Origin of the sequence: Pseudomonas sp. CFBP 13710, assembly GCF_014842235.1 — a bacterium.
In the GTDB taxonomy this organism is placed as follows: Bacteria; Pseudomonadota; Gammaproteobacteria; order Pseudomonadales; family Pseudomonadaceae; genus Aquipseudomonas; species Aquipseudomonas baltica.
Genome location: NZ_JACYVJ010000002.1, coordinates 702,760 through 726,229, shown reverse-complemented (window position 1 = coordinate 726,229; position 23,470 = coordinate 702,760). Strand labels below are relative to the sequence as shown.

Here is a 23,470-nt window from a genome sequence, read left to right as displayed (position 1 = left end):
GGATTCCTGACAGGTTAGGGATGGTGAACGGCGTACAGGGACATCAGCCCGGCCAGGGGCCAGTCGCCGTGCAGCTCGGCCAGGCTGGCGGTCTGCATGGGTTCCGGCTCGCGCAAGTTGCCGTGAACCAGCAGGCTCAGCAGATTGCCCACCAGCGGCTGGTGGCTGACCAGCAGCACGTTCTCCAGACCCAGCGTCTGCAAGTGCCCGGCCACCTCCAGCGGATCGCTTTCAGGCGTCAGCCACGGCACGGTCTGCACCGCCGGGGCGCCGTGCAGCACGCCGTGGACCAGAGCGGCGGTCTGCTGCGCGCGTACATACGGGCTGGCGAGAATGGCATCCAGAGGTTGATCGTGCAGGCGCGCCGCGCTGGCCAGCACCTGTCGTTCGCCCACCGAGGTCAAGGCCCGCTCGGCATCGCTGCGGGCATGGCTGACGGCTTCGCCGTGGCGCAGTACCCAGAGCTTCATGGCTTGGGCTCGTCGGCCACGGGACGAGCCGCGCCTGCGTCATAGGCTGCTTCGCCGTCGGCAGGACGCGCCTGTGGCCAATCGGAAAACGGCCAGGGTTTCTGCTCGGTGTGAAAGCTGCCGAAGCGACCGATCTGGGCCAGGTAGCGGCTCAGGCTGTCGCCGAAGGCCATCATGGCAGCGTTCGGCGCGCCCTGGACCAGGCGATGGATGAGTTGCACCAGCACCAGCGCGCCGAGCAGGAACTGGGCAACCTGCCAGACCAGCACGAACACCAGCATCCAGAGCACGCGCAAAAGGATGGCCTCGCGGCCCGGGTCGTTGAAAGGACGGTTCATGACATGTTCCTCAGTTGAAGCCACTGGTGGAAATGAAATCGACATCGGTCTTGGGTTCGGCCCGCATCAGCAGCTCGATCACCTGGTTCAGCGTACGCCCTTCGAACAGGATTGCGTGCAAGCCCGCCACCAGCGGCATGTACACCTGAAGCTCCTGAGCCTTGGCCTTGAGCACCTTGAGCGTGTTGACCCCTTCGGCCACCTCGCCCAGGCGCGACACGGCGTCCTCCAGGCTCAGGCCTTCGCCCAGGGCAAACCCTACCTGATAGTTGCGGCTCTTGGGCGACGAGCAGGTCACGATCAGGTCGCCCACACCGGCCAGACCGAGAAAGGTCATGGGGTTGGCGCCCTGGCTGACGGCAAAACGCGTCATCTCGGCCAGGGCACGGGTAATCAGCATGCTTTTGGTGTTCTCGCCCATGCCCAATGCCACAGCCATGCCGGCGATGATCGCATAGACGTTCTTCAGCGCGCCGCCCAACTCGACGCCGAAGCGGTCGCTGCTGGCATAGACGCGGAACGTACGCCCATGCAGCACGGCCTGGACGCGCTCGCAGAGGGCTTCGTCGGCGCTCGCCACCACCGTGGCGGTCAGGGCATGTTCGGCGATCTCGCGGGCCAGGTTGGGGCCGGACAACACGCCGATACGCGCGTCTGGCGCAACCTCTTCGAGAATCTCGCTCATCAGCTTGAAGGTCTGCGCCTCGATGCCCTTGGTCAGGCTGACCAGCATCTTGCCGCTCAGCTGATCGGCATGCTGGGCCAGCACGCTGCGCAGGGCGCTCGAGGGCAGCGCGACGAAGATCAGCGCACTGCCGGCGATGGTCGCGGGCAGGTCGGTGACCGGGATCACCCCCGGCAGGATCTTGATGCCTTTGAGGTAGCGCGGATTTTCCCGGTTCAGGCGAATCGACTCGGCCTGCTCCGGGTCGCGCATCCACTGACGGACCGAATGGCCGTTCTCGGCCAGCAGGTTGGCCACGGCGGTGCCGAAACTACCTCCTCCCAGCACGGCTATCGGCTGCTCTTGAGTCATATCCCATCCATTTGGTCGAGTTGAGGGCGATGAGGGGCATTATACGGAGCCACCTCGACACGACCAGTCCGACCTGCGCCCCGGTAACAATACGACTGGAATTGTCGCTCTGACCGGTTAACATGCCTGACTGTTCAACTCGATTCAGGCCCTGTCGTGTCCGCCACTTTCCCATTGCCCTGCGCCCCGACATGAAGTTGCGCCTGAACCGCGACATTCATACACGCACCCAGATCATCAGCGTCGGGCCGGCCCTGCTGTTGACCCTGCTACTGATCGGTTTCTTCACCTTCGTGCGTTTGCAGGACCTGCGCCAGGAACTCAATCACACCGGCCAGTTGATCGCCAACCAACTCGCCCCCGCCGCGGAATACGGCGTGGTCACCGACAATGCCGCGGTACTCGAAGGGCTGCTCGGCGCAACCCTGGCTACCCCTCACGTACGTTTCCTGGAGATTCAGGACCAGACCGACCGGCGCCTGGCCTATGTCGAACAGCGAGTCAGAAACGAGCACCGGTCGGCCCATGTCGAAGTGTTCCAGGCACCGATCCAGATCCGTGGCGCATTCCTGGAAGACCATCAGGCTCAGGTGCAGCAGCACATGGGCAGTGCCAGCAGCGGCGATTACCTGGGCCGGGTGATCGTCGGCATGTCCGACGACGCCTTCAGCGAGCGCCAGCAGGAAATCGTCCTCAAGGCCGGCGTGCTGGCTTTGTTTGCACTGTTGTTCACCTATCTGCTGGCCCGGCGGCTGGCGCGCAGCCTGGCCCAGCCCATCAGTGAAATGAGCCGCGTAGTCAAGGCCATAGGCCAGGGCGAGTTCGACCGGCCGCTGCCCATCGTCGACGACAGCGAGCTGGGGCATCTGGCCGGGCATATCAACAACCTTGCCAGCGCCCTGGCCAAGGCCAGCCACGAACAGCATCAGGCCATGCAGCAACTGATCCAGACCCGCGAGGAGGCCGAGCGCGCCAACAGCGCCAAGTCGGATTTCCTGGCGATGATGAGCCACGAGCTGCGCACCCCCATGAATGGCGTGCTGGGCATGCTGCAGCTGCTCGAAACCACCGTGCTGAGCCATGAACAGCGCGATTACGCTCAGGTGGCCACCGAGTCCACCGAACACCTGCTCAAGGTCATCAACGACATTCTGGATTTTTCCCGCATCGAGCGGGCGGCGATGGAACTGGAGCACATCGGTTTCAGCCTGCACGAGCTGATCACCAGTTGCGTGCAGGCCTTCCAGCACACCGCCAGGCAACGCAAGCTGGCGCTGGAATTGACGCTGGCCGAGGGCATCGAGGGGTTGCAGGTCGAGGGCGATCCGACGCGCATCCGGCAGATCCTGGTCAATCTGATCGGCAATGCGCTGAAATTCACCGATGAAGGCGGTGTGGACATCGGTGTGCGCTGGCAGGTGCTGGATCATCAATTGATCTGGCTGACCTGCACCGTGCGCGATACTGGCATCGGCATCGGCGAAGATCGACTGGAAAGCATGTTCGACGCGTTCGCCCAGGCCGACAGTTCGATTTCGCGCCGTTACGGCGGCACCGGCCTGGGGCTGCCGATCGCGCGTACGCTGGCCGAACGCATGGGGGGCACGCTGCGTGCGCAAAGCAAGGAAAGGCAAGGCTCGCTGTTCACCCTGGAAATGCCGCTGGCGCTGAGCCAGCAGAGCCTGGCCCGCCCCGCAGCGGCGCCCAACCTGTCCGGCAACGACGACGGCGTCGGCCACAGTGTCTTGCTGGTGGAAGACAACGCGGTCAACCAGACCGTGATCGAAGCCATGCTGCGCAGCCTGGGCTACGCCGTCGATGTCGTCAGCGACGGAGCAGCAGCGGTCAGCCAGGTGCGTGCGCACCTCTATTCGGCGGTGCTGATGGACTGCCGCCTGCCGGTCCTCGACGGCTACGAGGCGTCGCGGCAGATTCGCCAGATTGCTGGCCGCGCAGAGCTGCCGATCATCGCCCTGACCGCCAACGCGCTGCTGGGCGACCGCGCCACCTGCCTGGATGCCGGAATGAACGATTACCTGGCGAAACCGTTCAAACGGGCAGATCTGCAACAGGTTCTGCTGCGCTGGACGAGCTGAACCAGCGCCGTGGAAGGGATGCCGGATGTCCTCGTGACAGCGCCAGTTGCTGGCAAGAAATGCTAAAGTGCGGCAGTCTTGTACATCCATTCGGACAAAGCCTGCTGTCTGGCATTATAATTTCAGTGAACAAGTGTACTTCCGTATCGCTTGCGCTGTGACTTTCACTACAACGCAATAGTCTATGTGTAGGCTGCCGACCCAGGCGTTGATTCTTCTGGTCGGTCGGGAAGATCTGCCCCCTGCCACCAGGGACTATTGAGGAGCTCGCATGACCAAACAAAACGCCTTTACTCGGGAAGATCTGCTGCGCTGCAGTCGTGGCGAGCTGTTCGGCCCAGGTAACGCGCAACTGCCCGCCCCGAATATGCTGATGGTGGACCGCATCACCCATATCAGCGCCGAAGGTGGCAAGTACGGCAAGGGTGAATTGGTCGCCGAGCTGGATATCAATCCGGACCTGTGGTTCTTCGCTTGCCACTTCGAGGGCGATCCGGTGATGCCGGGCTGCCTCGGCCTGGATGCCATGTGGCAGCTGGTGGGTTTCTTCCTCGGCTGGCAGGACCTACCCGGCCGTGGCCGTGCGCTGGGTTCGGGTGAAGTGAAGTTCTTCGGCCAGGTGCTGCCGACGGCCAAGAAGGTCACGTACAACATTCATATCAAGCGCGTGCTCAAGGGCAAGCTGAACATGGCCATCGCCGATGGCTCGGTCAGCGTCGACGGCCGCGAGATCTACACCGCCGACGGCCTTCGGGTCGGCGTCTTTACATCCACCGAAAATTTCTAAGGGTTATCCGCATGCGCCGCGTTGTTATCACTGGTCTGGGCATCGTTTCGTGCCTGGGCAATGACAAAGACACCGTCTCCGCAAACCTGCGTGCAAGCCGCCCTGGCATCCGCTTCAACCCGGAATATGCCGAAATGGGTCTGCGTAGCCAGGTTTCCGGTTCCATCGACCTCAACCTGGAAGAGCTGATCGACCGCAAGGTGTACCGTTTCGTCGGCCATGCCGCCGCCTACGCGTACCTTGCAATGCAGGATGCCATCAAGGATTCCGGCCTCACCGACGAGCAGGTTTCCAACCCGCGTACCGGCCTGATCGCCGGTTCGGGCGGCGCCTCTACCTTGAACCAGATGGAAGCGCTGGACATCCTGCGCGAGAAAGGCGTCAAGCGCGTCGGTCCGTACCGGGTCACCCGCACCATGAGCAGCACCGTCTCGGCCTGCCTGGCCACCCCTTTCAAGATCAAGGGCCTGAACTACTCCATCGCCTCGGCGTGTGCCACCAGCGCGCACTGCATCGGTACGGCCATGGAGCAGATCCAGATGGGCAAGCAGGACGTGGTGTTCGCCGGCGGCGGCGAAGAGGAACACTGGAGCCAGTCGTTCCTGTTCGACGCCATGGGTGCCCTTTCCAGCAAGCGCAACGACACGCCTGAAAAAGCGTCGCGTGCCTACGACAGCGACCGCGATGGCTTCGTCATCGCCGGCGGCGGCGGCATGGTAGTGGTCGAGGAGCTGGAACACGCTCTGGCCCGTGGTGCCCACATCTATGCCGAGATCGTTGGCTACGGTGCCACCTCGGATGGCTACGACATGGTCGCGCCAAGCGGCGAAGGCGCCATCCGCTGCATGCAGCAGGCGCTGTCCACCGTCGATACCCCGATCGACTACCTGAACACTCACGGCACCTCCACACCGGTGGGCGACGTGGCCGAGATGAAGGGTGTGCGGGAAGTCTTCGCCGGCAAGTATCCGGCCATCAGCTCGACCAAGAGCCTGTCCGGGCACTCGCTGGGCGCCGCTGGCGTGCACGAAGCCATCTACTGCATGCTGATGATGGAAGGCAACTTCATTGCCGGGTCAGCCAACATCGACGAACTGGACCCTGCCGTGGCCGATCTGCCAGTGCAGACCGTCACCCAGGAAAACGTCGAAATCAATACGGTGATGAGCAACAGCTTCGGCTTCGGCGGTACCAATGCCACGCTGGTACTCAAGCGTTGGCAGGGTCAGTAAGGCTCGCAGCCCTACTGAAGGACGGCGCCTGCGGGCGCCGTTTTTTTTGCCTGAAATCGGTCGATTGACTGCGGTTGAACCCCCCGGATGGCGCAACCCTCTATACAGTGTGACTCGAGCACTCCAACGAAGGGATTTCCATGGCTATCACCGTGACTACCGAACCTGGCGACGGATTTCGCCACAGCATCGACATCGATGGCCGCCACTCTTTTCACACCGACTTGCCGGAAGCCCTGGGTGGGGCAGGTTCGGCGCCCTCTCCCCATGACTATTTCGACGCCGCACTGGGTGCCTGCAAGGCCCTGACCCTGAAGCTCTATGCCCAGCGCAAGAACATCCCGCTCACGGGTGTGAATGTGGAGGTCAAACGCGATGCGAGCGAGGAGCCCACTGGCAAATACCGCCTGCAGGTCAAGCTCACCTTGCTCGGCAACCTGACGGAAGCGCAGCGTCATGACCTGGACCGAGTGGCCGACCACTGCCCGGTGCACAAGCTGATGACCAGTGCAGTGATCGATATCGAGACGTACCTGGCCGAGGCTTAGCAGCCAGGCACATGGGTGGCGGTTCGCCCCTCTTCGCGGCCACGTACCGCCCCCATGGGCCTGCGAATCAGGCCTGAAACACTTCCTCGAGCAGGTTGTGCATGGCCTGAAAGGCGCGAGCCGAGACTTTCGCATCGTACATCTGCACACCCGGGTTGTTGGCCTCGGTGTCGGTGAACGAATGGTAGGCTCCGCCGTAGCTGGTCAACTGCCAATCCACACCCGCCGAGTTCATCTCGGAACGGAAGGCCGGCAGCTGTTCGGCAGGCACCAGGGGATCGGCGTCACCGTGCAGCACCAGGACCGAACCCTTGATGTCATGGGCATCGGCCGGGTTGGGCGTGTCGAGTGTGCCATGGAACGAGACGGTTGCCTTGAGCGCCGCGCCCGTACGTGCCAGCTCCAGCGCACAGCACCCGCCAAAGCAGAAACCGAAGGCCGCCGATTGCGCCGGATCGACAGCGGCATGCGTCTGCTCGTGCAGTTGCTGCAGCGCAACCTGCATGCGCTTGCGCAGCAAGGCACGGTCGTTCTTCAGCGGCATCATGGCAGCCGCTGCTTCATCGTTGTTGCCCGGGTGCACGCCCTGGCCATACAAGTCGACCAGCAACACCACATAGCCTTTGGCAGCCACCGACTGGGCAATGCGTTCGGCACCTTCGCTGACGCCCATCCAGTTCGGCGCCATCACCAGGCCCGGACGTGGCGACACGATATCGGTGTCGTAGACCAGGCGGCTTTCGTACGCCTGCCCGTCGATTTGGTAGACAACGGATTGAACGGTCAATGTGCTCACGCTTGCATCTCCAAAAGGTCATGACTGAAAACGAAAAAGCCCGCCGAAGCGGGCTTTTTACCTGGACTGTTTAAACGGACAACTCGACCAGCAGCTTGTTCAGGCGCCGAACGTAACCGGCAGGATCTTTGAGGCTGTCACCGGCCGCCAGGGCCGCCTGATCGAACAGGATATGGGAGAAGTCGGCGAAACGATCTTCGCTCTGCTCCACATCCAGCTTGGCGATCAGCGGGTGGTTGGGGTTGAATTCGAAGATCGGCTTGGAGTCAGGCACCTTCTGCCCACTGGCTTCGAGGATCTGGCGCATCTGCATGCCCAGGTCCTGCTCGCCGATGGCCAGGATCGCCGGCGAATCGGTGAGGCGATGGGAAACCCGCACTTCACTGACCGAATCGCCCAGCGCCGCTTTCAGGCGCTCGACCAGGCCTTCCTTGTCCTTGGCGATTTCTTCCTGGGCTTTCTTGTCTTCCTCGGAATCCAGCTTGCCCAGGTCGAGGTCGCCACGGGCAACGTCGACGAAGCCCTTGCCGTCGAATTCGGTCAGGTAGCTCATCAGCCACTCGTCGATACGATCGGTCAACAGCAGCACTTCGATGCCTTTCTTGCGGAAGACTTCCAGGTGCGGGCTGTTCTTGACTTGTGCGTAGGACTCGCCGGACAGGTAGTAGACCTTGTCCTGACCTTCCTTGACCCGTGCCAGGTAGTCAGCCAGGCCAACGCTCTGCTCGCCGCTGTCGTCGCTGGTGGAAGCGAAGCGCAGCAGGCCGGCGATCTTTTCCTTGTTGGCGAAATCTTCCGCAGGACCTTCCTTGAGGACCTGACCGAAGTTCTTCCAGAAGCCCTTGTACTGCTCGGGTTCGTTCTTGGCCAACTTCTCGAGCATGTCGAGCACACGCTTGGTCAGCGCCGTCTTCATCGAGTCGATGATCGGGTCTTTCTGCAGGATCTCGCGCGAAACGTTCAGGGACAGGTCGTTGGAGTCGACCACACCCTTGATGAAGCGCAGGTACAGCGGCAGGAAGGATTCGGCCTGGTCCATGACGAACACGCGCTGCACGTACAGCTTGAGGCCACGCGGTGCTTCGCGCTGGTACAGATCGAACGGCGCGCGCGCAGGTACGTACAGCAGCGAGGTGTATTCCAGCTTGCCTTCGACCTTGTTGTGGCTCCAGCTCAGCGGGTTTTCGTAGTCGTGACCGACGTGCTTGTAGAACTCCTGGTATTCCTCGTCCTTGATGTCGGTACGCGGACGGGTCCACAGGGCGCTGGCGCGGTTGACGGTTTCCCACTCCTGCGCCGGTGCCTCGTCGCCTTCGGCGGGCGAGCTTTCCTGGGGCAGCTCGATCGGCAGGGCGATGTGGTCGGAGTACTTCTTGATGATGTTGCGCAGACGGTAGCCATCGGCGAATTCATCTTCGGCGCTTTTCAGGTGCAGAACGATGCGCGTGCCGCGTTCGGCCTTCTCGACGTTGGCAACCTCGAAGTCGCCCTCGCCCTTGGAGGACCAATGCACGCCTTCGCTGGCAGGGCTGCCGGCGCGGCGGCTGTACACGTCAACCTGGTCGGCGACGATGAAGGCCGAATAGAAGCCCACGCCGAACTGACCGATCAGGTGCGAGTCCTTCTTCTGGTCGCCGGTGAGGTTCTTCATGAAGTCCGCAGTGCCGGACTTGGCGATGGTGCCCAGGTGGGTCACTACATCGTCACGGTTCATGCCGATACCGTTGTCTTCCAGGGTGACGGTCTTGGCGTCCTTGTCGAAGCTGATGCGAATTTTCAGCTCGCCGCCACCTTCGAGCAGCTCAGGCTTGGCCAGCGCTTCGAAACGCAGCTTGTCGACAGCGTCGGAGGCGTTCGAGATCAATTCGCGAAGGAAGATTTCCTTGTTGGAATACAGCGAATGGATCATGAGGTGCAGCAGTTGCTTCACCTCGGTCTGGAAGCCCAGGGTTTCCTTTTGAGTTTCCACACTCATGGTCATCAAACTCCAATCAGATGGCAGGTGCCGCCGATGAGCGGCGGGATGACAAGGAGATGGGGCCGCCGATCGGGATTTCAAGGGTGGCTTCGACAGGCGAGCCCGCCAGGGCTCGTGCATCGACCTTTTCACCCAAGGCCGCCGTGAAAACCGGGTGGATGCTTGAACGGTACAGCAAGGTCATGGAAAAACCTCATTGCGATCCGATACTTATATATAACCGCAGTGACGGAACTTATATCCGGCGCACACCCTCTTAGCCTCGTAGATACCCAATAAGGAGAAACATCATGCGCAAGACACTCGCTTACTCCCTGATGCTGGCTGCCACCCTTGGTCTGGCTGCCTGCGACAAGAAATCCGAAGACAAGGCCCAGGACGCTGCCGAGCACCGTCAGGAAGCGCAAGAGAAAATGGATTCGGCTCAAGACAAGATGAATGACGCCGCCAAAGAAAACGCCAAGGCCAACGAAGCGGCCATGGAATCGAACAAGGCTGCAGCTCAGGAAGCTACCAAGTCCGATTCGAGCATGCCGGTCGCACCAGGTACCACTCCGGCTACCCAAGTGCCGCCAGCCAAGAACTGATTGATCGGCGGTGTCCGCTTCGCGGGCAGAGCCCGCTCCCACAGGAGCGAGCTCGAGCTGGCGATGAACGAGCCGCGATCGAGACAAAAAAATCCCCGAACCAGTCGGGGATTTTTTATGCCTGAAGACTATGGGCAATCAGTCTTCGCGATAGCGACGCAGTTTCAGCTGCTTGCCAGCGACACGGGTGTCCTTGAGCTTGCTCAACAGATTCTCCAGGCCATCTTCCGGCAGCTCGACCAGGCTGAAGCTGTCACGCACCTGGATGCGACCGATGGCTTCACGGGCCAGCCCGCCTTCGTTGAGGATGGCGCCCAGCAGGTTCTTCGCGGCGATGCCGTCGCGAGCACCCAGGGCCGTACGGCAGCGTGCGCGGCCTTCGCCCAGGGGCATTGGCGCGCGGCGCTCACGGTCACTGCGCTCAGGGCGATCACCACTGCTGGTGCGTTCGCGCGGAGCGCTGGTCGGAACCAGAGGCTGCTCCTTCTCGACCGCATCCAGAGTCAACGCCTGGCCATTGGTGGCCTTGCGCAGCAGGGCTGCGGCCAGGGCGCGCGGGGTGCAACCGATGTCAGCGGTCAGGCGATCGAGCAACTCGCCATGAGTGCTTTCGGCGTCTGCGACCAGCGGAGCCAGGCTGTTGGTCAGCTTCTTGATGCGCGCATCCAGCACGGCCTGGCCGTTGGGCAGGCGAACCTCGGCAACCTTCTGCCCGGTCACGCGCTCGATCACCTGCAGCATGCGGCGTTCACGCGGGGTGACCAGCAGCAGCGCACGGCCTTCGCGACCGGCACGGCCGGTACGACCGATACGGTGCACGTAGGACTCGGGGTCGTACGGCATGTCGACGTTGAACACGTGAGTGATGCGCGGTACGTCCAGGCCACGGGCAGCGACGTCGGTGGCGACGACGATATCCAGGCGGCCATCCTTGAGCGACTCGATGACACGCTCACGCTGGTTCTGGGCAATGTCACCGTTGAGTGCCGCGGCCTTGTAGCCTTTGGCTTCCAGGGCGCTGGCCAGGTCGAGCGTGGCTTGCTTGGTGCGCACGAAGGCGATCAGGGCGTCGAATTCTTCGACTTCCAGCAGGCGCAGGACAGCCGAGGTCTTCTGGTCGGCGTGAACCAGCAGGTGAGCCTGCTCGATCGCGGTGACGGTCTGAGTCTTGGTCTGAATCTTGACGTGCTTGGGGTCACGCAGGTGACGCTCGGCGATCGCGCGGATCGACTGCGGCAAGGTGGCCGAGAACAGTACGGTCTGGCGAGTCTCGGGCATGGCCTTGAAGATGACTTCCAGGTCATCCATGAAGCCCAGCTTGAGCATTTCGTCGGCTTCGTCGAGCACCAGGTGGTTCACGGTGGCGAGGACCTTCTCGTCACGGCGCAGGTGGTCGCACAGACGGCCGGGGGTAGCGACGACGATTTGCGCGCCGTTGCGGATTGCTTTCAACTGCGGGCCCATCGGGGCACCGCCGTACACGGCCACTACGGTAACGCCAGGCATCTGCTTGGCGTAGGTTTCGAATGCAGTGGCTACTTGTAGCGCCAACTCACGGGTTGGCGCCAGGATCAGGGCTTGCGGCTCGCGCTTGCTCGGGTCGATACGATGCAGGATCGGCAGAGCGAAGGCCGCGGTCTTGCCGGTGCCTGTCTGCGCCTGGCCGATCATGTCATGACCGGCGAGAATGATCGGGATCGATTGTTGCTGGATAGCCGAAGGCTCTTCGTAGCCGGTAGCGACTACAGCAGCAACAATGTTCGGATGAAGTTCGAGAGCGGCGAAGCCGCCGATTTCCTGGGTCATGGGTCTGCCTCTAAGTGCATCCGCAAAGACCCATGCTCCAAAGCTGCGCATGCCTTGTAAGACTCGAGAGTCACCCTGGCAGCTTTGTCGGCGGGGATTTGCGAAAACGATTGAATGAAAGAATCGTTAGGGAGAGTCCGCGGAACGGACATGCAGCCGAAGCTGTCTTCGGGGGATTGCGCTACCTAAACGTGGCCTGGTTAAAGACCGGCGCGCACTATACCTGAAAATGGCCGCGACGTGAGACTTTTTTGAACCATCGTGCCGCGTGCACGCCTGAGCCACACGGGCTTTGCGCGAATCGGCGGCGCAGTCTATTTTAGCAGAGGCGCCTGCGCAGGTGCGGCAGCTGAAACCTTTCACTCAAACCATTCCGAGGATGCCGTCATGCCTACCCCCTGCCCCGGCAAGGTCAGCTGCGAGCTGCGCGAGCACGTCATGCTCATCGGCCTGGACCGTACTGCCAAGCGCAACGCCTTCGACCTGCCCATGCTCGACGCCCTGAGCCTGGCCTACGGCGCGTTCGAGCGCGAGCCGGCGGCACGCGTGGCCCTGGTGTTCAGCCATGGCGAGCACTTCACTGCGGGGCTGGACCTGGCCGAGGTGAGCACGCGCCTGAGCCAGGGCTGGCAGGTACCCCCTGGGGGCTGCGATCCCTGGCGAGTCTCGGGTGGGCCGGTGGTGAGCAAGCCGGTGATCGTCGCAGCCCAGGGTTATTGCCTGACCGTGGGAATCGAGCTGATGCTCGCGGCCGATATCAACCTGTGCGCGAGCAATACCCGTTTTGCCCAGATGGAAGTGCAGCGCGGCTTGTTCCCGTTCGGCGGCGCCACGCTGCGCCTGCAGCAGATAGCCGGCTGGGGCAACGCCATGCGCTGGTTGCTGACCGGCGATGAGTTCGATGCCCATGAAGCCTTGCGCCTGGGTCTGGTGCAGGAAGTGATGGCCAGCGAAGACCTGCTGCCCAACGCCCTGCAGCTTGCTCAGCGGATTGCCCGACAGGCACCGCTGGGCGTGCAGGCGACCCTGGCGTCGGCACGCCTGGCCGTGAGCGAAGGTGAAGGCGCCGCCAGCCTCCAGTTGGCGGCAACCAGCGGGCGCCTGTTCGCCAGCGAGGACGCGCGTGAAGGTCTGGCGGCCATGCAGCAGCAGCGCCCTGCCCTGTTCCAGGGCCAGTAGCGTCGCCAGTGGTGCGCCGCACTGCCTCAGCTGGCCGGGCGCACCAGGTCGATCAGGCCCTGCAGCGAGTAACCCAGCCGGGGCGCGAGGGCCTCGGCACGCTGGCACAGGCCGGCCATGTCCAATACCTGCTCGACATCGGCCGGCACCATGACGATCACGTTGCCCTCCTTGACTGGCAATTCCCAGTAGTGACGCTGGTAGAGACCGCGCAGCAAGGCGGCCCCGAGCGGCTTGCCGTCGTCACCGGCCCACTGGTTGATGATCAGCCAGCCATCGGGGTTCAGGCGTTGCTGGCACTGTTCCAGGAACCGCCAGGCCAGGTGGGCGGGGGCCGGGCCGTGGTCGGTGTACAGGTCGACGAAGATCAGGTCGGCGGTTTCGGCAGTGGGCAGCAGTTCAAGCGCGTCGCCGACGCGGATGTACAGCCTCGGATCGTCTTCCAGGCCCATGTATTCGATGGCCAGGCGAGGCACGTCCGGGCGCAGTTCGATGCACTCGACGTCTTCCAGAGGCAGGAACTTCAGGCAGGCCTGGGTCAGGGTACCGGCGCCCAGACCCAGGAACAGCGCACTTTCAGGTTGCGCATGGCAAAGCGCGCCCACCAGCATGGCGCGGGTGTAGTCGTATTCCAGCCAGCTGGGGTCGGCCGTGAACGTGCAGCTCTGTTCGATGGCATCGCCGAATTCGAGGAAGCGGTAGTCGGCGACTTCCAGCACGCGGATCATGCCCCAGGCGTCGTGCACCTCGGCCAATATGAGCTCGGTGCGTTCGCGGGGTTGCAGGGTGTCTTGGTCTTCCACCTGGAGGCTCGTCACGACGTATGAAAGCGCCGATTGTGGCATTAATCCACCCGAGCCGGCACCTGGTGTGGTGAGCCAGGCCTCAGACCTTGAACAGCAGCAAGATGGCGCACAGCAGCAGAAACACGCAGAAGCTGCCGCGCAGGACCGTTTCCGACAGGCTATAGGCGATCTTCACCCCCCAGCTGATGCTCAACAGGCCGCCAATGGCCATCGGCACGCCCATGGCCCAATCGACATGATCGTGCACGGCATAGGTCAGGAGTGTCACACTGGTGCTGGGCGCGGCCAGGGCCAGCGACAGGCCCTGAGCCATGATCTGGGTGGTCCCGAAGACGCTGGTCAGCACGGGCGTGGCCAGCACGGCGCCGCCGACCCCGAAAAAACCGCCGATCACCCCGGAAAAACCACCCAGTACGCCCAGCCACGGCCAGGAATGACGGATCTCGCCCGTACCGTTCACGGGGCGCAGGAACATCTGCGCAATGTTGTAGACTACCAGCACCAACAGGAAGGCCACGAAGCCCACCCGCATCGACGCCGGGTCCAGCCCTGCCGCGAGCACCGAGGCAAGCCAGGCGAACACCAGTCCGCCGCTGGCCAATGGCAAGGCATTGCGCCAGGGTATGGGACGACGCTGGTGATAGCGCCATAATGCTAGAAGCACATTGGGCACGACCATCACCAGCGACGTGCCCTGGGCCAGTTGCTGGTCCACGCCGAACAGCACGCCGAGTGCCGGGATCGCGATCAAGCCCCCGCCGATGCCGAACACCCCACCCAGCGTGCCCATCACCGCACCCAAGGCAATGTAGAGCAATGTTTCGAACATACTGTCTCTCTCTATCCGCCGCGCCTCATCCAGCCGTGCATCCTACCAGTGTGACCGCCGCCGAAGGATGTAGAAGTGCTGCACAACCTCGAACGAACTATGCACGGTGTTTGTAGCTCGAAATCAACACCAGCTTCACGAAGGAACGAGCGAAGCGCCGAAACCTGCGAACGGCGGATCGCCTAATGCACTTGCACCATTGGAAAAAGGATCAGCATGAACACCGAATCCACTCACGACGAGGCAGTCAGCGTCGACGACAGCCTGCTGCTGGATAATCAGCTGTGCTTCTCGCTGTACTCGACATCGCTGCTGATGACCAAGGTGTACAAGCCCTTGTTGCAGGCACTGGGCCTGACCTACCCGCAATACCTGACCATGATGGTGTTGTGGGAAAAGAACGGCATGACCGTGGGCGAAATCAGTACTCGCCTGCTGACCGACCCCGGCTCGCTGACGCCGCTGCTCAAGCGCCTGGAAGCCGAAGGCTTGCTCAGCCGTACCCGCAGCAAGGACGACGAGCGCGTGGTCATCGTCGAGCTCACGCCGCAGGGTCGTGCGCTGCGCGAGAAGGCCGAGTCGGTGCCGCTCAACATCGTCAAGGCCAGCTGCCACAGCAGTGCCGAACTGCGCGCGCTGCAGACCAGCCTGCTGTCGCTGCGCAAGAACCTGCAGCAAGGGCTCTGACACCCCGTCCGAAGACTTGGCGCGCAGGTGCTATCATCGCGCATTACCTGCCCCAAGGACCGAATGCACCCCATGGATTATCGCAAGCCTTCAGATCGCAAAAGCATGCACTCGCGGATCGTCCAGGAGTTGGGGATGCAGATCGTCTCCGGCCGCTTCAAGCCTGACGATCGGCTGCCCGCCGAAGCCCTGCTGTGTGAAGAATACGCGGTCAGTCGTCCGGTGCTGCGCGAGGCGACCCGTGTGTTGGTGGCCAAGGGCCTGGTGTACTCCAGGCCGCGGGTGGGTTCGGTGGTGAAGCCGCGCCGTGAGTGGCACATGCTCGACCCCGATGTCTTGCACTGGGTGATGCAGAGCACGCCGCAGAACGAGTTCTTCGCTCTGTTGACCAGCGTGCGCAGCATCATCGAGCCGGCAGCGGCGGCGCTGGCCGCCCAGCACGCCACCGAGGCCGAAGTGGCTTCGATCGGCGAGGCCTACCAGCGCATGGAGGCGGCCGGGTCGGTCGATGACGTGCTGCAGCCGGACCTGGATTTCCACAGCCGCATCGCCGATGCCACGCATAATGACCTGCTCGCGCACCTGTGCAACATGCTGTCGCTGGCCTTGCGTGAGGCCTTGCGGCATTCCAACCAGCGGCCCAACCTGCATGAGTTGGCCCTGCCGCGGCACAAGGCAATTCTGACGGCCATCGAGAACGGTGATGCCCTGGGTGCCCGGCATGCCACGCTGGTCCAGCTCGACGACGCACGCAACGCGCTCAGCGTGGTGCTGGGACGGCCCGAATCGCTGTAGGCCTGCTCGGTACAGCGGCGGCGCCGCAGCGATCAACCACCCCGCAGCCAGAGCAGGAAGCGCGAAGCGAACTCGGGCACCGCGCTGAAGATGTACGCATTGACGGCCAGATTGGCCAGCGACACCACCAGGAACAGCTGGGGAATGCTCAGCTTCGCCACGCTGAGCAAGAGGATGGACACGATGGCCGACACCACCATGAACAGCGAATTGAGGATGTTGTTGGCAGCGATGACCCGCGCGCGCTGCTCGGTGGCGGTACGTGACTGGATCAGCGCGTACAGCGGAACGATGTAGAACCCGCCGAAGACGCCCAGGCCGAGGATATCCAGCAATACCCACCAGGTCTGATCATGACCCAGCACCGTTAGCCAGCCTTGTGGCTGCGCGGCCTGCACGACGCCGTTGGAATGCCACCACAGCAGCAGCCCGAACAGCGTCAGGCCGAGCGCACCCAGCGGCACCAGGCCCATCTCGACTTTGTGCCGAGACAGCCGCTCGCACAGCATCGAACCCAGCGCGATGCCCACCGAGAACACGGTGAGGATCAAGGTGACCACGGTTTCGTCGCCGTCCAGCCACTGCTGGGCATAGGCGGGAATCTGGGTCAGGTAGACCGCGCCGACGAACCAGAACCAAGAGTTGCCGACCAGCGAGCGCGACACCGCGCGGGTCTGGCCCAGGCCCAGGCGCAGGGTGAACCAGGTTTGCCGGGCGATGTTCCAGTCCAGCACCAGCCCCGGATTGGCAGCGCTGACTGGCGGGATGCTGCGGCTGGCGACATAGCCCAGTACGGCGACCGACAGCACGGCGGTGGCGACGACGCCGGCGTGGTTGGCGGACGACATCATCATGCCCGCTCCGATGGTGCCGGCCAGGATCGCCAGAAACGTGCCCATCTCCACCAGGCCATTGCCCCCTACCAGCTCTTCGGGTCGCAGGGCCTGAGGCATGATCGAGTACTTGACCGGGCCGAACAGCGCCGAGTGGGTCCCCATGGCGAACAGCGCGACCAGCATCAACCACAGTTGGTCGAATGCCAACCCGACCGCACCCACCGCCATGATGACGATCTCGGCCAGCTTGATGGCGCGGATCAGGCGGTCCTTGGCGAACTTTTCGCCGAACTGCCCGGCCAGCGCCGAGAACAGAAAGAACGGCAGGATGAACAGCAGCGCGCAGAGGTTGACCCAGACGCTGCGGTCGCCCTCGATGGCAAGCTTGTAGAGGATCGTCAGGATCAGCGATTGCTTGAAGATGTTGTCGTTGAAAGCACCCAGGGCCTGGGTCACGAAAAACGGCAGGAAACGGCGCTTGCCGAGCAAGGCGAACTGCGACTGCTGACTCATCGATCCTGTACCTGAATGATGCCGCGTGGACTGGGCTCTGGCGAGGGGACGAGGCCGCGGGCAGCGGCGGCATCGTCGGCGCACAGCATAACGCTATACCGCCTATCGCCCAACTCGATGACAGTGGCTGCGACCATGGTCGGCGCTGACGCCATCGCATGCGCCGTGCGAGACTGGCGGGTGCCCGCTTCGCCGGGCTTCCGCCTGCCCCGTTCCGGAGTCACCGATGTCGTTGTCCAGCGGATTGATCGCCACCGTCGCCCTGGCCTACATGGCCGTGATGTTCGCCATCGCCTTCTATGGCGACCGCCGCAGCACGCCGCTGCCGCCCCGTGTGCGGGCCTGGGTCTACAGCCTGTCGCTGGCGGTGTACTGCACCAGTTGGACGTTCTTCGGCGCGGTGGGCCAGGCGGCCGAGCAGTTGTGGGCGTTCCTGCCGATCTACCTGGGGCCGGTGCTGCTGATGCTGCTGGCCCCCTGGGTGCAGCAGAAAATGGTGATGATCAGCAAGCAGGAAAACATCACCTCGATTGCCGACTTCATCGCGGCGCGCTATGGCAAGTCGCAGAGCCTCGCCGTGGTGGTGGCGCTGATCTGCCTGGTCGGCGTGCTGCCCTACATCGCCCTGCAACTCAAGGGCATCGTGCTGGGCGTGAACCTGCTGATCGGCGCCGGTGCCGACGCCACCGGTACCCGCGTACAGGACACCGCCATGGTGGTCACGCTGGTGCTGGCGCTGTTCACCATCCTGTTCGGCACACGCACGCTGGACGTTACCGAGCACCACCGCGGCATGGTCCTGGCGATCGCCTTCGAGGCGCTGGTCAAGCTGTTCGCGTTCCTCGCCGTGGGCATCTTCGTCACCTATGGGCTGTACGACGGTTTCGAGGACCTGCTCGACCAGGCCATGCTGGCGCCGCGCCTGGAGGCGTACTGGCAAGAGACGATCAATTGGCCCTCGATGGTGGTGCAGACCGGCGTGGCGATGATGGCCATTCTCTGCCTGCCGCGGCAGTTCCACGTCACCGTGGTGGAGAACACCGACCCGCAGGACCTGCGCCTGGCGCGCTGGGTGTTTCCCGCCTACCTGATCCTGGCCGGACTGTTCGTGGTGCCGATTGCCCTGGCCGGGCAGATGCTGCTGCCCAGCTCGGTGATTCCCGACTCGTTCGTCATCAGCCTGCCACTGGCCGAAGCCCACCCGGCCCTGGCCTTGCTGGCCTTCATCGGCGGTGCTTCGGCGGCGACCGGCATGGTCATCGTCGCCAGCGTAGCGCTGTCGACCATGGTTTCCAATGACATGCTGCTGCCCTGGCTGCTGCGTCGGCAAAGCGCGGAACGGCCCTTCGAAGTGTTTCGCCAGTGGATGCTCAGCGTCCGCCGAGTGAGCATCGTGGTGATCCTGCTGCTGGCCTACGTCAGCTACCGTCTGCTCGGTTCCACCGCCAGCCTCGCCACCATCGGCCAGATTGCCTTTGCCGCCGTAACCCAGCTGACCCCGGCAATGCTCGGTGCGCTGTACTGGAAACAGGCCAACCGTCGCGGGGTTTTCGCCGGGTTGGCGGTGGGCATCTTTCTCTGGTTCTACACCTTGGTGCTGCCGGTGGCGGCGCACAGTTTGAACCTGCCGCTGGACGTGTTCCCCGGCCTGGCCTGGATTCACGGCAACCCGTTCGGCCTGCCCATCAGCCCCATGACCCAAGGGGTGGTGCTGTCGCTGGCCGGCAATTTCATTCTGTTCGCCTGGGTTTCGGTGCTCTCGCGTACCCGCGTCAGCGAACATTGGCAAGCCGGGCGATTCATCGGCCAGGAGATCAATGCCGGGCCCCATGGCCGCTCGCTGCTGGCGGTGCAGATCAATGACCTGCTCAACCTGGCGGCACGCTTCGTCGGCGAGGAGCGCGCACGGCAAAGCTTTCTGCGCTACGCCTATCGGCAAGGCAAGGGTTTCAACCCCAACCAGAATGCCGATGGCCAGTGGATAGCCCATACCGAACGGCTGCTGGCAGGCGTGCTGGGCAGCTCGTCGACGCGCGCGGTGGTGAAGGCGGCCATCGAAGGCCGCGACATGCAGCTCGAAGACGTGGTGCGTATCGCCGACGAAGCCAGCGAAGTGCTGCAGTTCAACCGTGCCCTGCTGCAGGGCGCGATCGAGAACATCACCCAGGGCATCAGCGTGATCGACCAGTCGCTGCGCCTGGTGGCCTGGAATCACCGCTACCTGGAGCTGTTCAATTACCCGGAAGGCTTGATCAGCGTGGGCCGGCCGATTGCCGACATCATCCGCTACAACGCCGAGCGCGGCCTGTGCGGGCCCGGCGAGGCGCAGGTACACGTTGCCCGGCGCCTGCACTGGATGCGTCAGGGTCGCGCGCACACCTCCGAGCGCCTGTTTCCCAACGGGCGGGTCATCGAGCTGATCGGCAACCCGATGCCGGGCGGTGGCTTCGTCATGAGTTTCACCGACATCACCGCCTACCGCGAAGCAGCGCAGGCGCTCAAGGACGCCAACGAAGGCCTGGAACAGCGGGTAACCGAGCGCACCCATGAGCTGTCCCAGCTGAACCAGGCGCTGACCGAAGCCAAGGGCCATGCCGAGTCGGCGAACCAGTCCAAGACGCGCTTCCTGGCAGCGGTCAGCCACGACCTGATGCAGCCGCTCAACGCGGCGCGGCTGTTCTCCGCAGCGCTGTCTCATCAGCCGGGCCTGTCGGCCGAAGCCAGCCAGCTGGTGCAGCACATGGACAACTCCTTGCGTTCGGCCGAAGACCTGATCAGCGACCTGCTGGATATTTCCCGCCTGGAGAACGGCAAGATCAGCCCGGACCGCAAGGGCTTCGCGCTCAACGAACTGTTCGACGCCTTGGGCCCTGAGTTCAAGGCCCAGGCTCGGGAACAGGGCCTGGACTTTCGCCTGCGGGGCAGCGCGCTGCGGGTGGACAGCGATATCAAGCTGTTGCGCCGTGTACTGCAGAACTTCCTCACCAACGCCTTCCGCTATGGACGCGGTCCGATCCTGCTGGGTGTGCGGCGCAAGCCAGGTGCGCTGAGCCTGGAGGTGTGGGACCGAGGCCCGGGCATTGCCCGCGACAAGCTGGAAATGATTTTCGAAGAATTCAAGCGCCTGGACAGTCACCAGACCCGTGCCGAGAAAGGCCTGGGGCTGGGCCTGGCAATTGCCGACGGCCTGTGCCGGGTGCTCGGCCATCCGCTGCAGGTGCGCTCATGGCCTGGCCATGGCAGCGTGTTCAGTGTGACCGTGCCCCTGGCCGGCGCAGACACGGCAACCGCCCTGCCCGCCCCGACGCCCATGAGCCAACCGCTGGGTGGTGCACGGGTGCTCTGCGTCGACAACGAAGACAGCATCCTGCTGGGCATGCACAGCTTGCTCAGCCGCTGGGGGTGCGAGGTATGGACCGCACGCAATCGCCAGGAGTGCGCAGCACTGCTGGCCGCCGGCAAGCGGCCGCAATTGGCGCTGGTGGATTTCCACCTGGACGAGGGAGAAACCGGTACGCAACTGATGGCCTGGCTGCGCACTGCGCTGGCCGAGCCGGTGCCGGGCGTGGTGATCAGCGCCGACGCGCGCCCCGAAACCGTCGCCCTGGTGCACGCCGCCGGCCTGGACTACCTGGCCAAACCGGTGAAGCCTGCGGCCTTGCGAGCGCTACTCAACCGGCACCTGGGCCGGCACTGACACGCCGTCGGCGTCGGCCTCGGCGCCGCTGTCTTGATGGGCCTCGGTCATGGCGCGCTCGAGCAGGTCAGGCGGCAGGCTCTTGCTGGCGCGGGCGCCCAACAGTTTGAGTTGCTCGCTGCGGCTGACCAGGTTGCCACGTCCTTCGGTGAGCTTGTTGCGCGCCGCGCCGTAGGCCTTGTCCAACTGCTGCAGGCGGTTGCCGACTTCGTCGAGGTCCTGGATGAACAACACGAACTTGTCATACAGCCATCCGGCGCGCTCGGCGATCTCGCGGGCGTTCTGGCTTTGCCGCTCCTGCTTCCACAGGCTGTCGATGACGCGCAGGGTGGCCAACAGGGTGGTCGGGCTGACGATGACGATCTGCCGGTCGAAGGCCTCCTGGAACAGGTTGGGCTCGGCCTGCAACGCGGCCGAGAATGCCGCCTCGATGGGCACGAAGAGCAGGACGAAATCCAGGCTGTGCAAACCGTCCAGGCGACTGTAGTCCTTGCCGGAAAGGCCCTTGACGTGATTGCGCAGCGACAGCACGTGCTGCTTCAAGGCCGCCTGGGCAATGGCACCGTCTTCGGCGGCGATGTATTGCTGATAGGCAGTGAGGCTGACCTTGGAATCGACCACCACCTGCTTGTCGCCGGGCAGCATGATCAGCACGTCGGGCTGGAAGCGCTCGCCATCCGGGCCCTTGAGGCTGACCTGGGTCTGGTACTCGCGGCCCTTCTCCAGCCCGGCATGCTCGAGCACCCGCTCCAGAATCAGCTCGCCCCAGTTGCCCTGGGTTTTCTGACCCTTGAGGGCCTGGGTCAGGTTGGTGGCTTCGGTACTCAGGCGCTGGTTGAGCTGTTGCAGGCGCTCCAGTTCCTTGCCCAGGGAAAAGCGCTCGCGGGCCTCGTTCTGGTAGCTCTCTTCAACGCGCTTTTCGAACGACTGGATACGCTCCTTGAGGGGATCGAGCAACTGGCCCAGGCGTTGCTGGCTGTTTTCGGCGAAACGTTGCTCGCGCTCGTCGAAGATTTTGCCGGCCAGTTCGGCGAACTGCGCGCGCAGTTCGTCCCGTGAACCCTGCAGGTCGTTCAGGCGTTGCTGGTGGCTGTCCTGCTGTTCGCGCAATTCGGCTGATAGTCCGGCGCACTGGGCATCGAGGCGACGCAACTCGGTTTCCCGGGTGCTGCGCTCCAGGCTCCAGGCGTGGGCGGCATCGCGGGCATTGTCGCGTTCGTTCTGCAGCAGTTCGACCTCGCGGCGCAGGCCGGCCAGTTCAGCTTGCTTGGCCGAGTTGGCCTGGCTCAGATCGCTGACCTCATCGCGGCAGGCGTCGAGCTGCGCGCTCAGGCCGTCCTGAGCCAATTGGGCGTTACTCAGGCGCTCGTCGAGCAAGGCGACCTGGGCCAGGGCGGCGGTGCTCCTGCGCTGCAGCTGCCAGGCCAGCGCCAGGCACGGCAAGGCGGCAGCCAGCAGGCCAATCAACAGGCTGGTCACGTCCAGGGCCATGGTGTGCTCTCATGCGAATTCGATGAGCGGCAGTCTGAGGCCATTGGCCGCCTGGGGCAAACCGAGTGTCAGTCGCGACGCAGATCGCTCAGTGCGTTCTGTGCGCCCGCATCGCCGGCGCGGGCGGCCTGCCGCAGGAGTTGCTGACCGATGCGCTGGTCACGGGCGTTGCCACAATCGCGGCACATCAACTGGCCGAGGCGGCTCTGCGCGACCACCACGCCTTCGCGCGCGGGCTGCTTGAGCATGCGCCCGGCCAGGTGCTTGACGTTGACCTTGTGGCCCAGGCGGGGGCTGTCGAGCAGCCAGAGGGCGACCTTGAGGGTGAAGCGCTTGGGTGCAGCGGGTGCGGAACTTTTCATGAAAAAACTTTGGGCAGATCGGAAAAGCGCGCCACTCTACTCTTTTTTCCCGGCGAATGCGCGGGGGCAATGACCGGCGCCACACCCCCTCCCCGCAGGAGCGGTCCGTGGCCGCGAAGAGGCCAGCGCAGGCGGCAAGCACACCGCGGCGCACCTTTCGCGGCCGATGACCGCTCCTACGGGAGATGGCGCGATCCCCGTGGCAGCGCATGACCACTGTAGGAGCGGTCCATGGCCGCGAAGGGGCCAGCGCAGGCGGCAAGCATAGCGCGGCGCACCTTTCGCGGCCGATGACCGCTCCTACGGGAGATGGCGCTCGATCCCCGTGGCAGCGCATGACCACTGTAGGAGCGGTCCGTGGCCGCGAAGGGGCCAGCGCAGGCGGCAAGCGCACCGCGGCGCACCTTTCGCGGCCGATGACCGCTCCTACGGGAGATGGCGCTCGATCCCCGTGGCAGCGCATGACCACTGTAGGAGCAGTCCGTGGCCGCGAAGGGGCCAGCGCAGGCGGCAAGCGCACCGCGGCGCACCTTTCGCGGCCGATGACCGCTCCTACGGGAGATGGCGCTCGATCCCCGTGGCAGCGCATGACCACTGTAGG

19 protein-coding genes and 2 pseudogenes are annotated in these 23,470 nt (G+C 63.8%); 9 read left to right on the top strand and 12 right to left on the bottom strand.

Translation table 11 applies throughout. The features are described from left to right. Window positions 1-14: 14 nt before the first annotated feature. From sixA to IFT44_RS07930, 3 genes are read right to left on the bottom strand one after another with little or no spacing between them, the layout of a single operon-like run. Window positions 15-470: a phosphohistidine phosphatase SixA gene (gene sixA, locus IFT44_RS07940; protein WP_192175704.1), complete on the bottom strand. Its 456-nt coding sequence runs from the start codon at window positions 468-470 to the stop codon at window positions 15-17. After that, on the bottom strand, window positions 467-808 hold the full coding sequence (locus tag IFT44_RS07935; RefSeq protein ID WP_122479125.1) for a DUF4389 domain-containing protein: 342 nt from the start codon (window positions 806-808) through the stop codon (window positions 467-469). The genes sixA and IFT44_RS07935 overlap by 4 nt, the downstream gene beginning before the upstream one ends. A 10-nt stretch (window positions 809-818) precedes the next feature. Beyond that, entirely contained in the window at window positions 819-1,844 is a 1,026-nt protein-coding gene (locus tag IFT44_RS07930; protein WP_122479127.1) for an NAD(P)H-dependent glycerol-3-phosphate dehydrogenase, read from the bottom strand. Window positions 1,845-2,035: 191 nt separating this feature from the next. On the opposite strand from IFT44_RS07930, the gene IFT44_RS07925 reads away from it, so the two are divergent. The 4 genes from IFT44_RS07925 (at window position 2,036) to IFT44_RS07910 (ending at window position 6,507) form a co-directional block, all read left to right on the top strand. Next, window positions 2,036-3,940 (top strand): ATP-binding protein, encoded by a 1,905-nt coding sequence (locus tag IFT44_RS07925; protein WP_122479129.1) that lies wholly within the window; start codon window positions 2,036-2,038, stop codon window positions 3,938-3,940. Window positions 3,941-4,211: 271 nt separating this feature from the next. Then, window positions 4,212-4,727: a 3-hydroxyacyl-[acyl-carrier-protein] dehydratase FabA gene (gene fabA / locus IFT44_RS07920; protein WP_122479130.1), complete on the top strand. Its 516-nt coding sequence runs from the start codon at window positions 4,212-4,214 to the stop codon at window positions 4,725-4,727. Window positions 4,728-4,738: 11 nt separating this feature from the next. Next, complete coding sequence (gene fabB, locus IFT44_RS07915; RefSeq protein WP_122479131.1) at window positions 4,739-5,959, top strand: beta-ketoacyl-ACP synthase I; 1,221 nt, start codon at window positions 4,739-4,741, stop codon at window positions 5,957-5,959. 140 nt (window positions 5,960-6,099) lie between these two features. Then, complete coding sequence (locus IFT44_RS07910) at window positions 6,100-6,507, top strand: OsmC family protein (protein WP_122479132.1); 408 nt, start codon at window positions 6,100-6,102, stop codon at window positions 6,505-6,507. A 67-nt stretch (window positions 6,508-6,574) separates the two neighbouring features. On the opposite strand, the gene IFT44_RS07905 is transcribed toward IFT44_RS07910, so the two are convergent. The 3 genes from IFT44_RS07905 to IFT44_RS07895 form a co-directional block, all read right to left on the bottom strand. Next, entirely contained in the window at window positions 6,575-7,303 is a 729-nt protein-coding gene (locus IFT44_RS07905) for a dienelactone hydrolase family protein (RefSeq protein WP_122479133.1), read from the bottom strand. A 70-nt stretch (window positions 7,304-7,373) separates the two neighbouring features. After that, on the bottom strand, window positions 7,374-9,278 hold the full coding sequence (gene htpG, locus IFT44_RS07900) for a molecular chaperone HtpG (RefSeq protein ID WP_192053985.1): 1,905 nt from the start codon (window positions 9,276-9,278) through the stop codon (window positions 7,374-7,376). Between the two features lie 16 nt (window positions 9,279-9,294). Next, window positions 9,295-9,465, bottom strand: coding sequence for a hypothetical protein (locus tag IFT44_RS07895; RefSeq protein ID WP_192057504.1), 171 nt, complete (start codon window positions 9,463-9,465; stop codon window positions 9,295-9,297). A gap of 106 nt (window positions 9,466-9,571) precedes the next feature. On the opposite strand from IFT44_RS07895, the gene IFT44_RS07890 reads away from it, so the two are divergent. Continuing rightward, window positions 9,572-9,868, top strand: a complete 297-nt coding sequence (locus IFT44_RS07890) for a hypothetical protein (RefSeq protein WP_122479134.1) — start codon at window positions 9,572-9,574, stop codon at window positions 9,866-9,868. Window positions 9,869-10,006: 138 nt separating this feature from the next. Here the strand turns inward: IFT44_RS07890 and IFT44_RS07885 are convergent. Further along, window positions 10,007-11,708, bottom strand: a pseudogene (locus IFT44_RS07885) (DEAD/DEAH box helicase). Window positions 11,709-12,061: 353 nt separating this feature from the next. Here IFT44_RS07885 and IFT44_RS07880 point away from each other — a divergent pair. Next, complete coding sequence (locus IFT44_RS07880; protein WP_192053981.1) at window positions 12,062-12,853, top strand: crotonase/enoyl-CoA hydratase family protein; 792 nt, start codon at window positions 12,062-12,064, stop codon at window positions 12,851-12,853. 26 nt (window positions 12,854-12,879) lie between these two features. Here the strand turns inward: IFT44_RS07880 and IFT44_RS07875 are convergent, their stop codons facing one another. Both IFT44_RS07875 and IFT44_RS07870 read right to left on the bottom strand, forming a co-directional pair. Beyond that, window positions 12,880-13,581, bottom strand: coding sequence for a spermidine synthase (locus IFT44_RS07875; RefSeq protein ID WP_192057782.1), 702 nt, complete (start codon window positions 13,579-13,581; stop codon window positions 12,880-12,882). A gap of 157 nt (window positions 13,582-13,738) precedes the next feature. Beyond that, window positions 13,739-14,488, bottom strand: a complete 750-nt coding sequence (locus tag IFT44_RS07870) for a sulfite exporter TauE/SafE family protein (protein ID WP_192057505.1) — start codon at window positions 14,486-14,488, stop codon at window positions 13,739-13,741. A 216-nt stretch (window positions 14,489-14,704) separates the two neighbouring features. Here IFT44_RS07870 and IFT44_RS07865 point away from each other — a divergent pair, with 216 nt between their 5' ends. Together IFT44_RS07865 and IFT44_RS07860 are read left to right on the top strand one after the other, a co-directional pair. Continuing rightward, window positions 14,705-15,175 (top strand): MarR family winged helix-turn-helix transcriptional regulator, encoded by a 471-nt coding sequence (locus tag IFT44_RS07865; RefSeq protein ID WP_192057506.1) that lies wholly within the window; start codon window positions 14,705-14,707, stop codon window positions 15,173-15,175. Window positions 15,176-15,247: 72 nt separating this feature from the next. Next, window positions 15,248-15,970, top strand: a complete 723-nt coding sequence (locus IFT44_RS07860) for a FadR/GntR family transcriptional regulator (RefSeq protein ID WP_122479140.1) — start codon at window positions 15,248-15,250, stop codon at window positions 15,968-15,970. A 44-nt stretch (window positions 15,971-16,014) separates the two neighbouring features. Here IFT44_RS07860 and IFT44_RS07855 read toward each other — a convergent pair. Next, window positions 16,015-17,319, bottom strand: a pseudogene (locus tag IFT44_RS07855) (MFS transporter); the annotation flags it as partial. Window positions 17,320-17,545: 226 nt separating this feature from the next. Here IFT44_RS07855 and IFT44_RS07850 point away from each other — a divergent pair. Further along, complete coding sequence (locus IFT44_RS07850) at window positions 17,546-21,016, top strand: hybrid sensor histidine kinase/response regulator (RefSeq protein ID WP_192053975.1); 3,471 nt, start codon at window positions 17,546-17,548, stop codon at window positions 21,014-21,016. Here IFT44_RS07850 and rmuC read toward each other — a convergent pair. Beyond that, on the bottom strand, window positions 20,987-22,393 hold the full coding sequence (rmuC, locus tag IFT44_RS07845) for a DNA recombination protein RmuC (RefSeq protein ID WP_185794194.1): 1,407 nt from the start codon (window positions 22,391-22,393) through the stop codon (window positions 20,987-20,989). The two genes, IFT44_RS07850 and rmuC, sit on opposite strands and share 30 nt — an antisense overlap. A gap of 182 nt (window positions 22,394-22,575) precedes the next feature. After that, a complete protein-coding gene (locus IFT44_RS07840) occupies window positions 22,576-22,869 on the bottom strand; it encodes a sel1 repeat family protein (protein WP_122479144.1) in 294 nt (97 codons plus the stop codon). Window positions 22,870-23,470 lie beyond the last annotated feature (601 nt).

What these genes read in the sequence shown, in the direction of transcription:
- IFT44_RS07850 (WP_192053975.1), top strand. Translation starts at nt 17,546, where the DNA reads ATGTCGTTGTCCAGCGGATTGATCGCCACCGTCGCCCTGGCCTACATG.
- IFT44_RS07910 (WP_122479132.1), top strand. Translation starts at nt 6,100, where the DNA reads ATGGCTATCACCGTGACTACCGAACCTGGCGACGGATTTCGCCACAGC.
- sixA (WP_192175704.1), bottom strand. Translation starts at nt 470, where the DNA reads ATGAAGCTCTGGGTACTGCGCCACGGCGAAGCCGTCAGCCATGCCCGC.
- IFT44_RS07865 (WP_192057506.1), top strand. Translation starts at nt 14,705, where the DNA reads ATGAACACCGAATCCACTCACGACGAGGCAGTCAGCGTCGACGACAGC.
- htpG (WP_192053985.1), bottom strand. Translation starts at nt 9,278, where the DNA reads ATGAGTGTGGAAACTCAAAAGGAAACCCTGGGCTTCCAGACCGAGGTG.
- IFT44_RS07860 (WP_122479140.1), top strand. Translation starts at nt 15,248, where the DNA reads ATGGATTATCGCAAGCCTTCAGATCGCAAAAGCATGCACTCGCGGATC.
- IFT44_RS07870 (WP_192057505.1), bottom strand. Translation starts at nt 14,488, where the DNA reads ATGTTCGAAACATTGCTCTACATTGCCTTGGGTGCGGTGATGGGCACG.
- IFT44_RS07895 (WP_192057504.1), bottom strand. Translation starts at nt 9,465, where the DNA reads ATGACCTTGCTGTACCGTTCAAGCATCCACCCGGTTTTCACGGCGGCC.
- IFT44_RS07925 (WP_122479129.1), top strand. Translation starts at nt 2,036, where the DNA reads ATGAAGTTGCGCCTGAACCGCGACATTCATACACGCACCCAGATCATC.
- IFT44_RS07930 (WP_122479127.1), bottom strand. Translation starts at nt 1,844, where the DNA reads ATGACTCAAGAGCAGCCGATAGCCGTGCTGGGAGGAGGTAGTTTCGGC.
- IFT44_RS07890 (WP_122479134.1), top strand. Translation starts at nt 9,572, where the DNA reads ATGCGCAAGACACTCGCTTACTCCCTGATGCTGGCTGCCACCCTTGGT.
- IFT44_RS07875 (WP_192057782.1), bottom strand. Translation starts at nt 13,581, where the DNA reads ATGATCCGCGTGCTGGAAGTCGCCGACTACCGCTTCCTCGAATTCGGC.
- IFT44_RS07840 (WP_122479144.1), bottom strand. Translation starts at nt 22,869, where the DNA reads ATGAAAAGTTCCGCACCCGCTGCACCCAAGCGCTTCACCCTCAAGGTC.
- IFT44_RS07880 (WP_192053981.1), top strand. Translation starts at nt 12,062, where the DNA reads ATGCCTACCCCCTGCCCCGGCAAGGTCAGCTGCGAGCTGCGCGAGCAC.
- fabA (WP_122479130.1), top strand. Translation starts at nt 4,212, where the DNA reads ATGACCAAACAAAACGCCTTTACTCGGGAAGATCTGCTGCGCTGCAGT.
- fabB (WP_122479131.1), top strand. Translation starts at nt 4,739, where the DNA reads ATGCGCCGCGTTGTTATCACTGGTCTGGGCATCGTTTCGTGCCTGGGC.
- IFT44_RS07935 (WP_122479125.1), bottom strand. Translation starts at nt 808, where the DNA reads ATGAACCGTCCTTTCAACGACCCGGGCCGCGAGGCCATCCTTTTGCGC.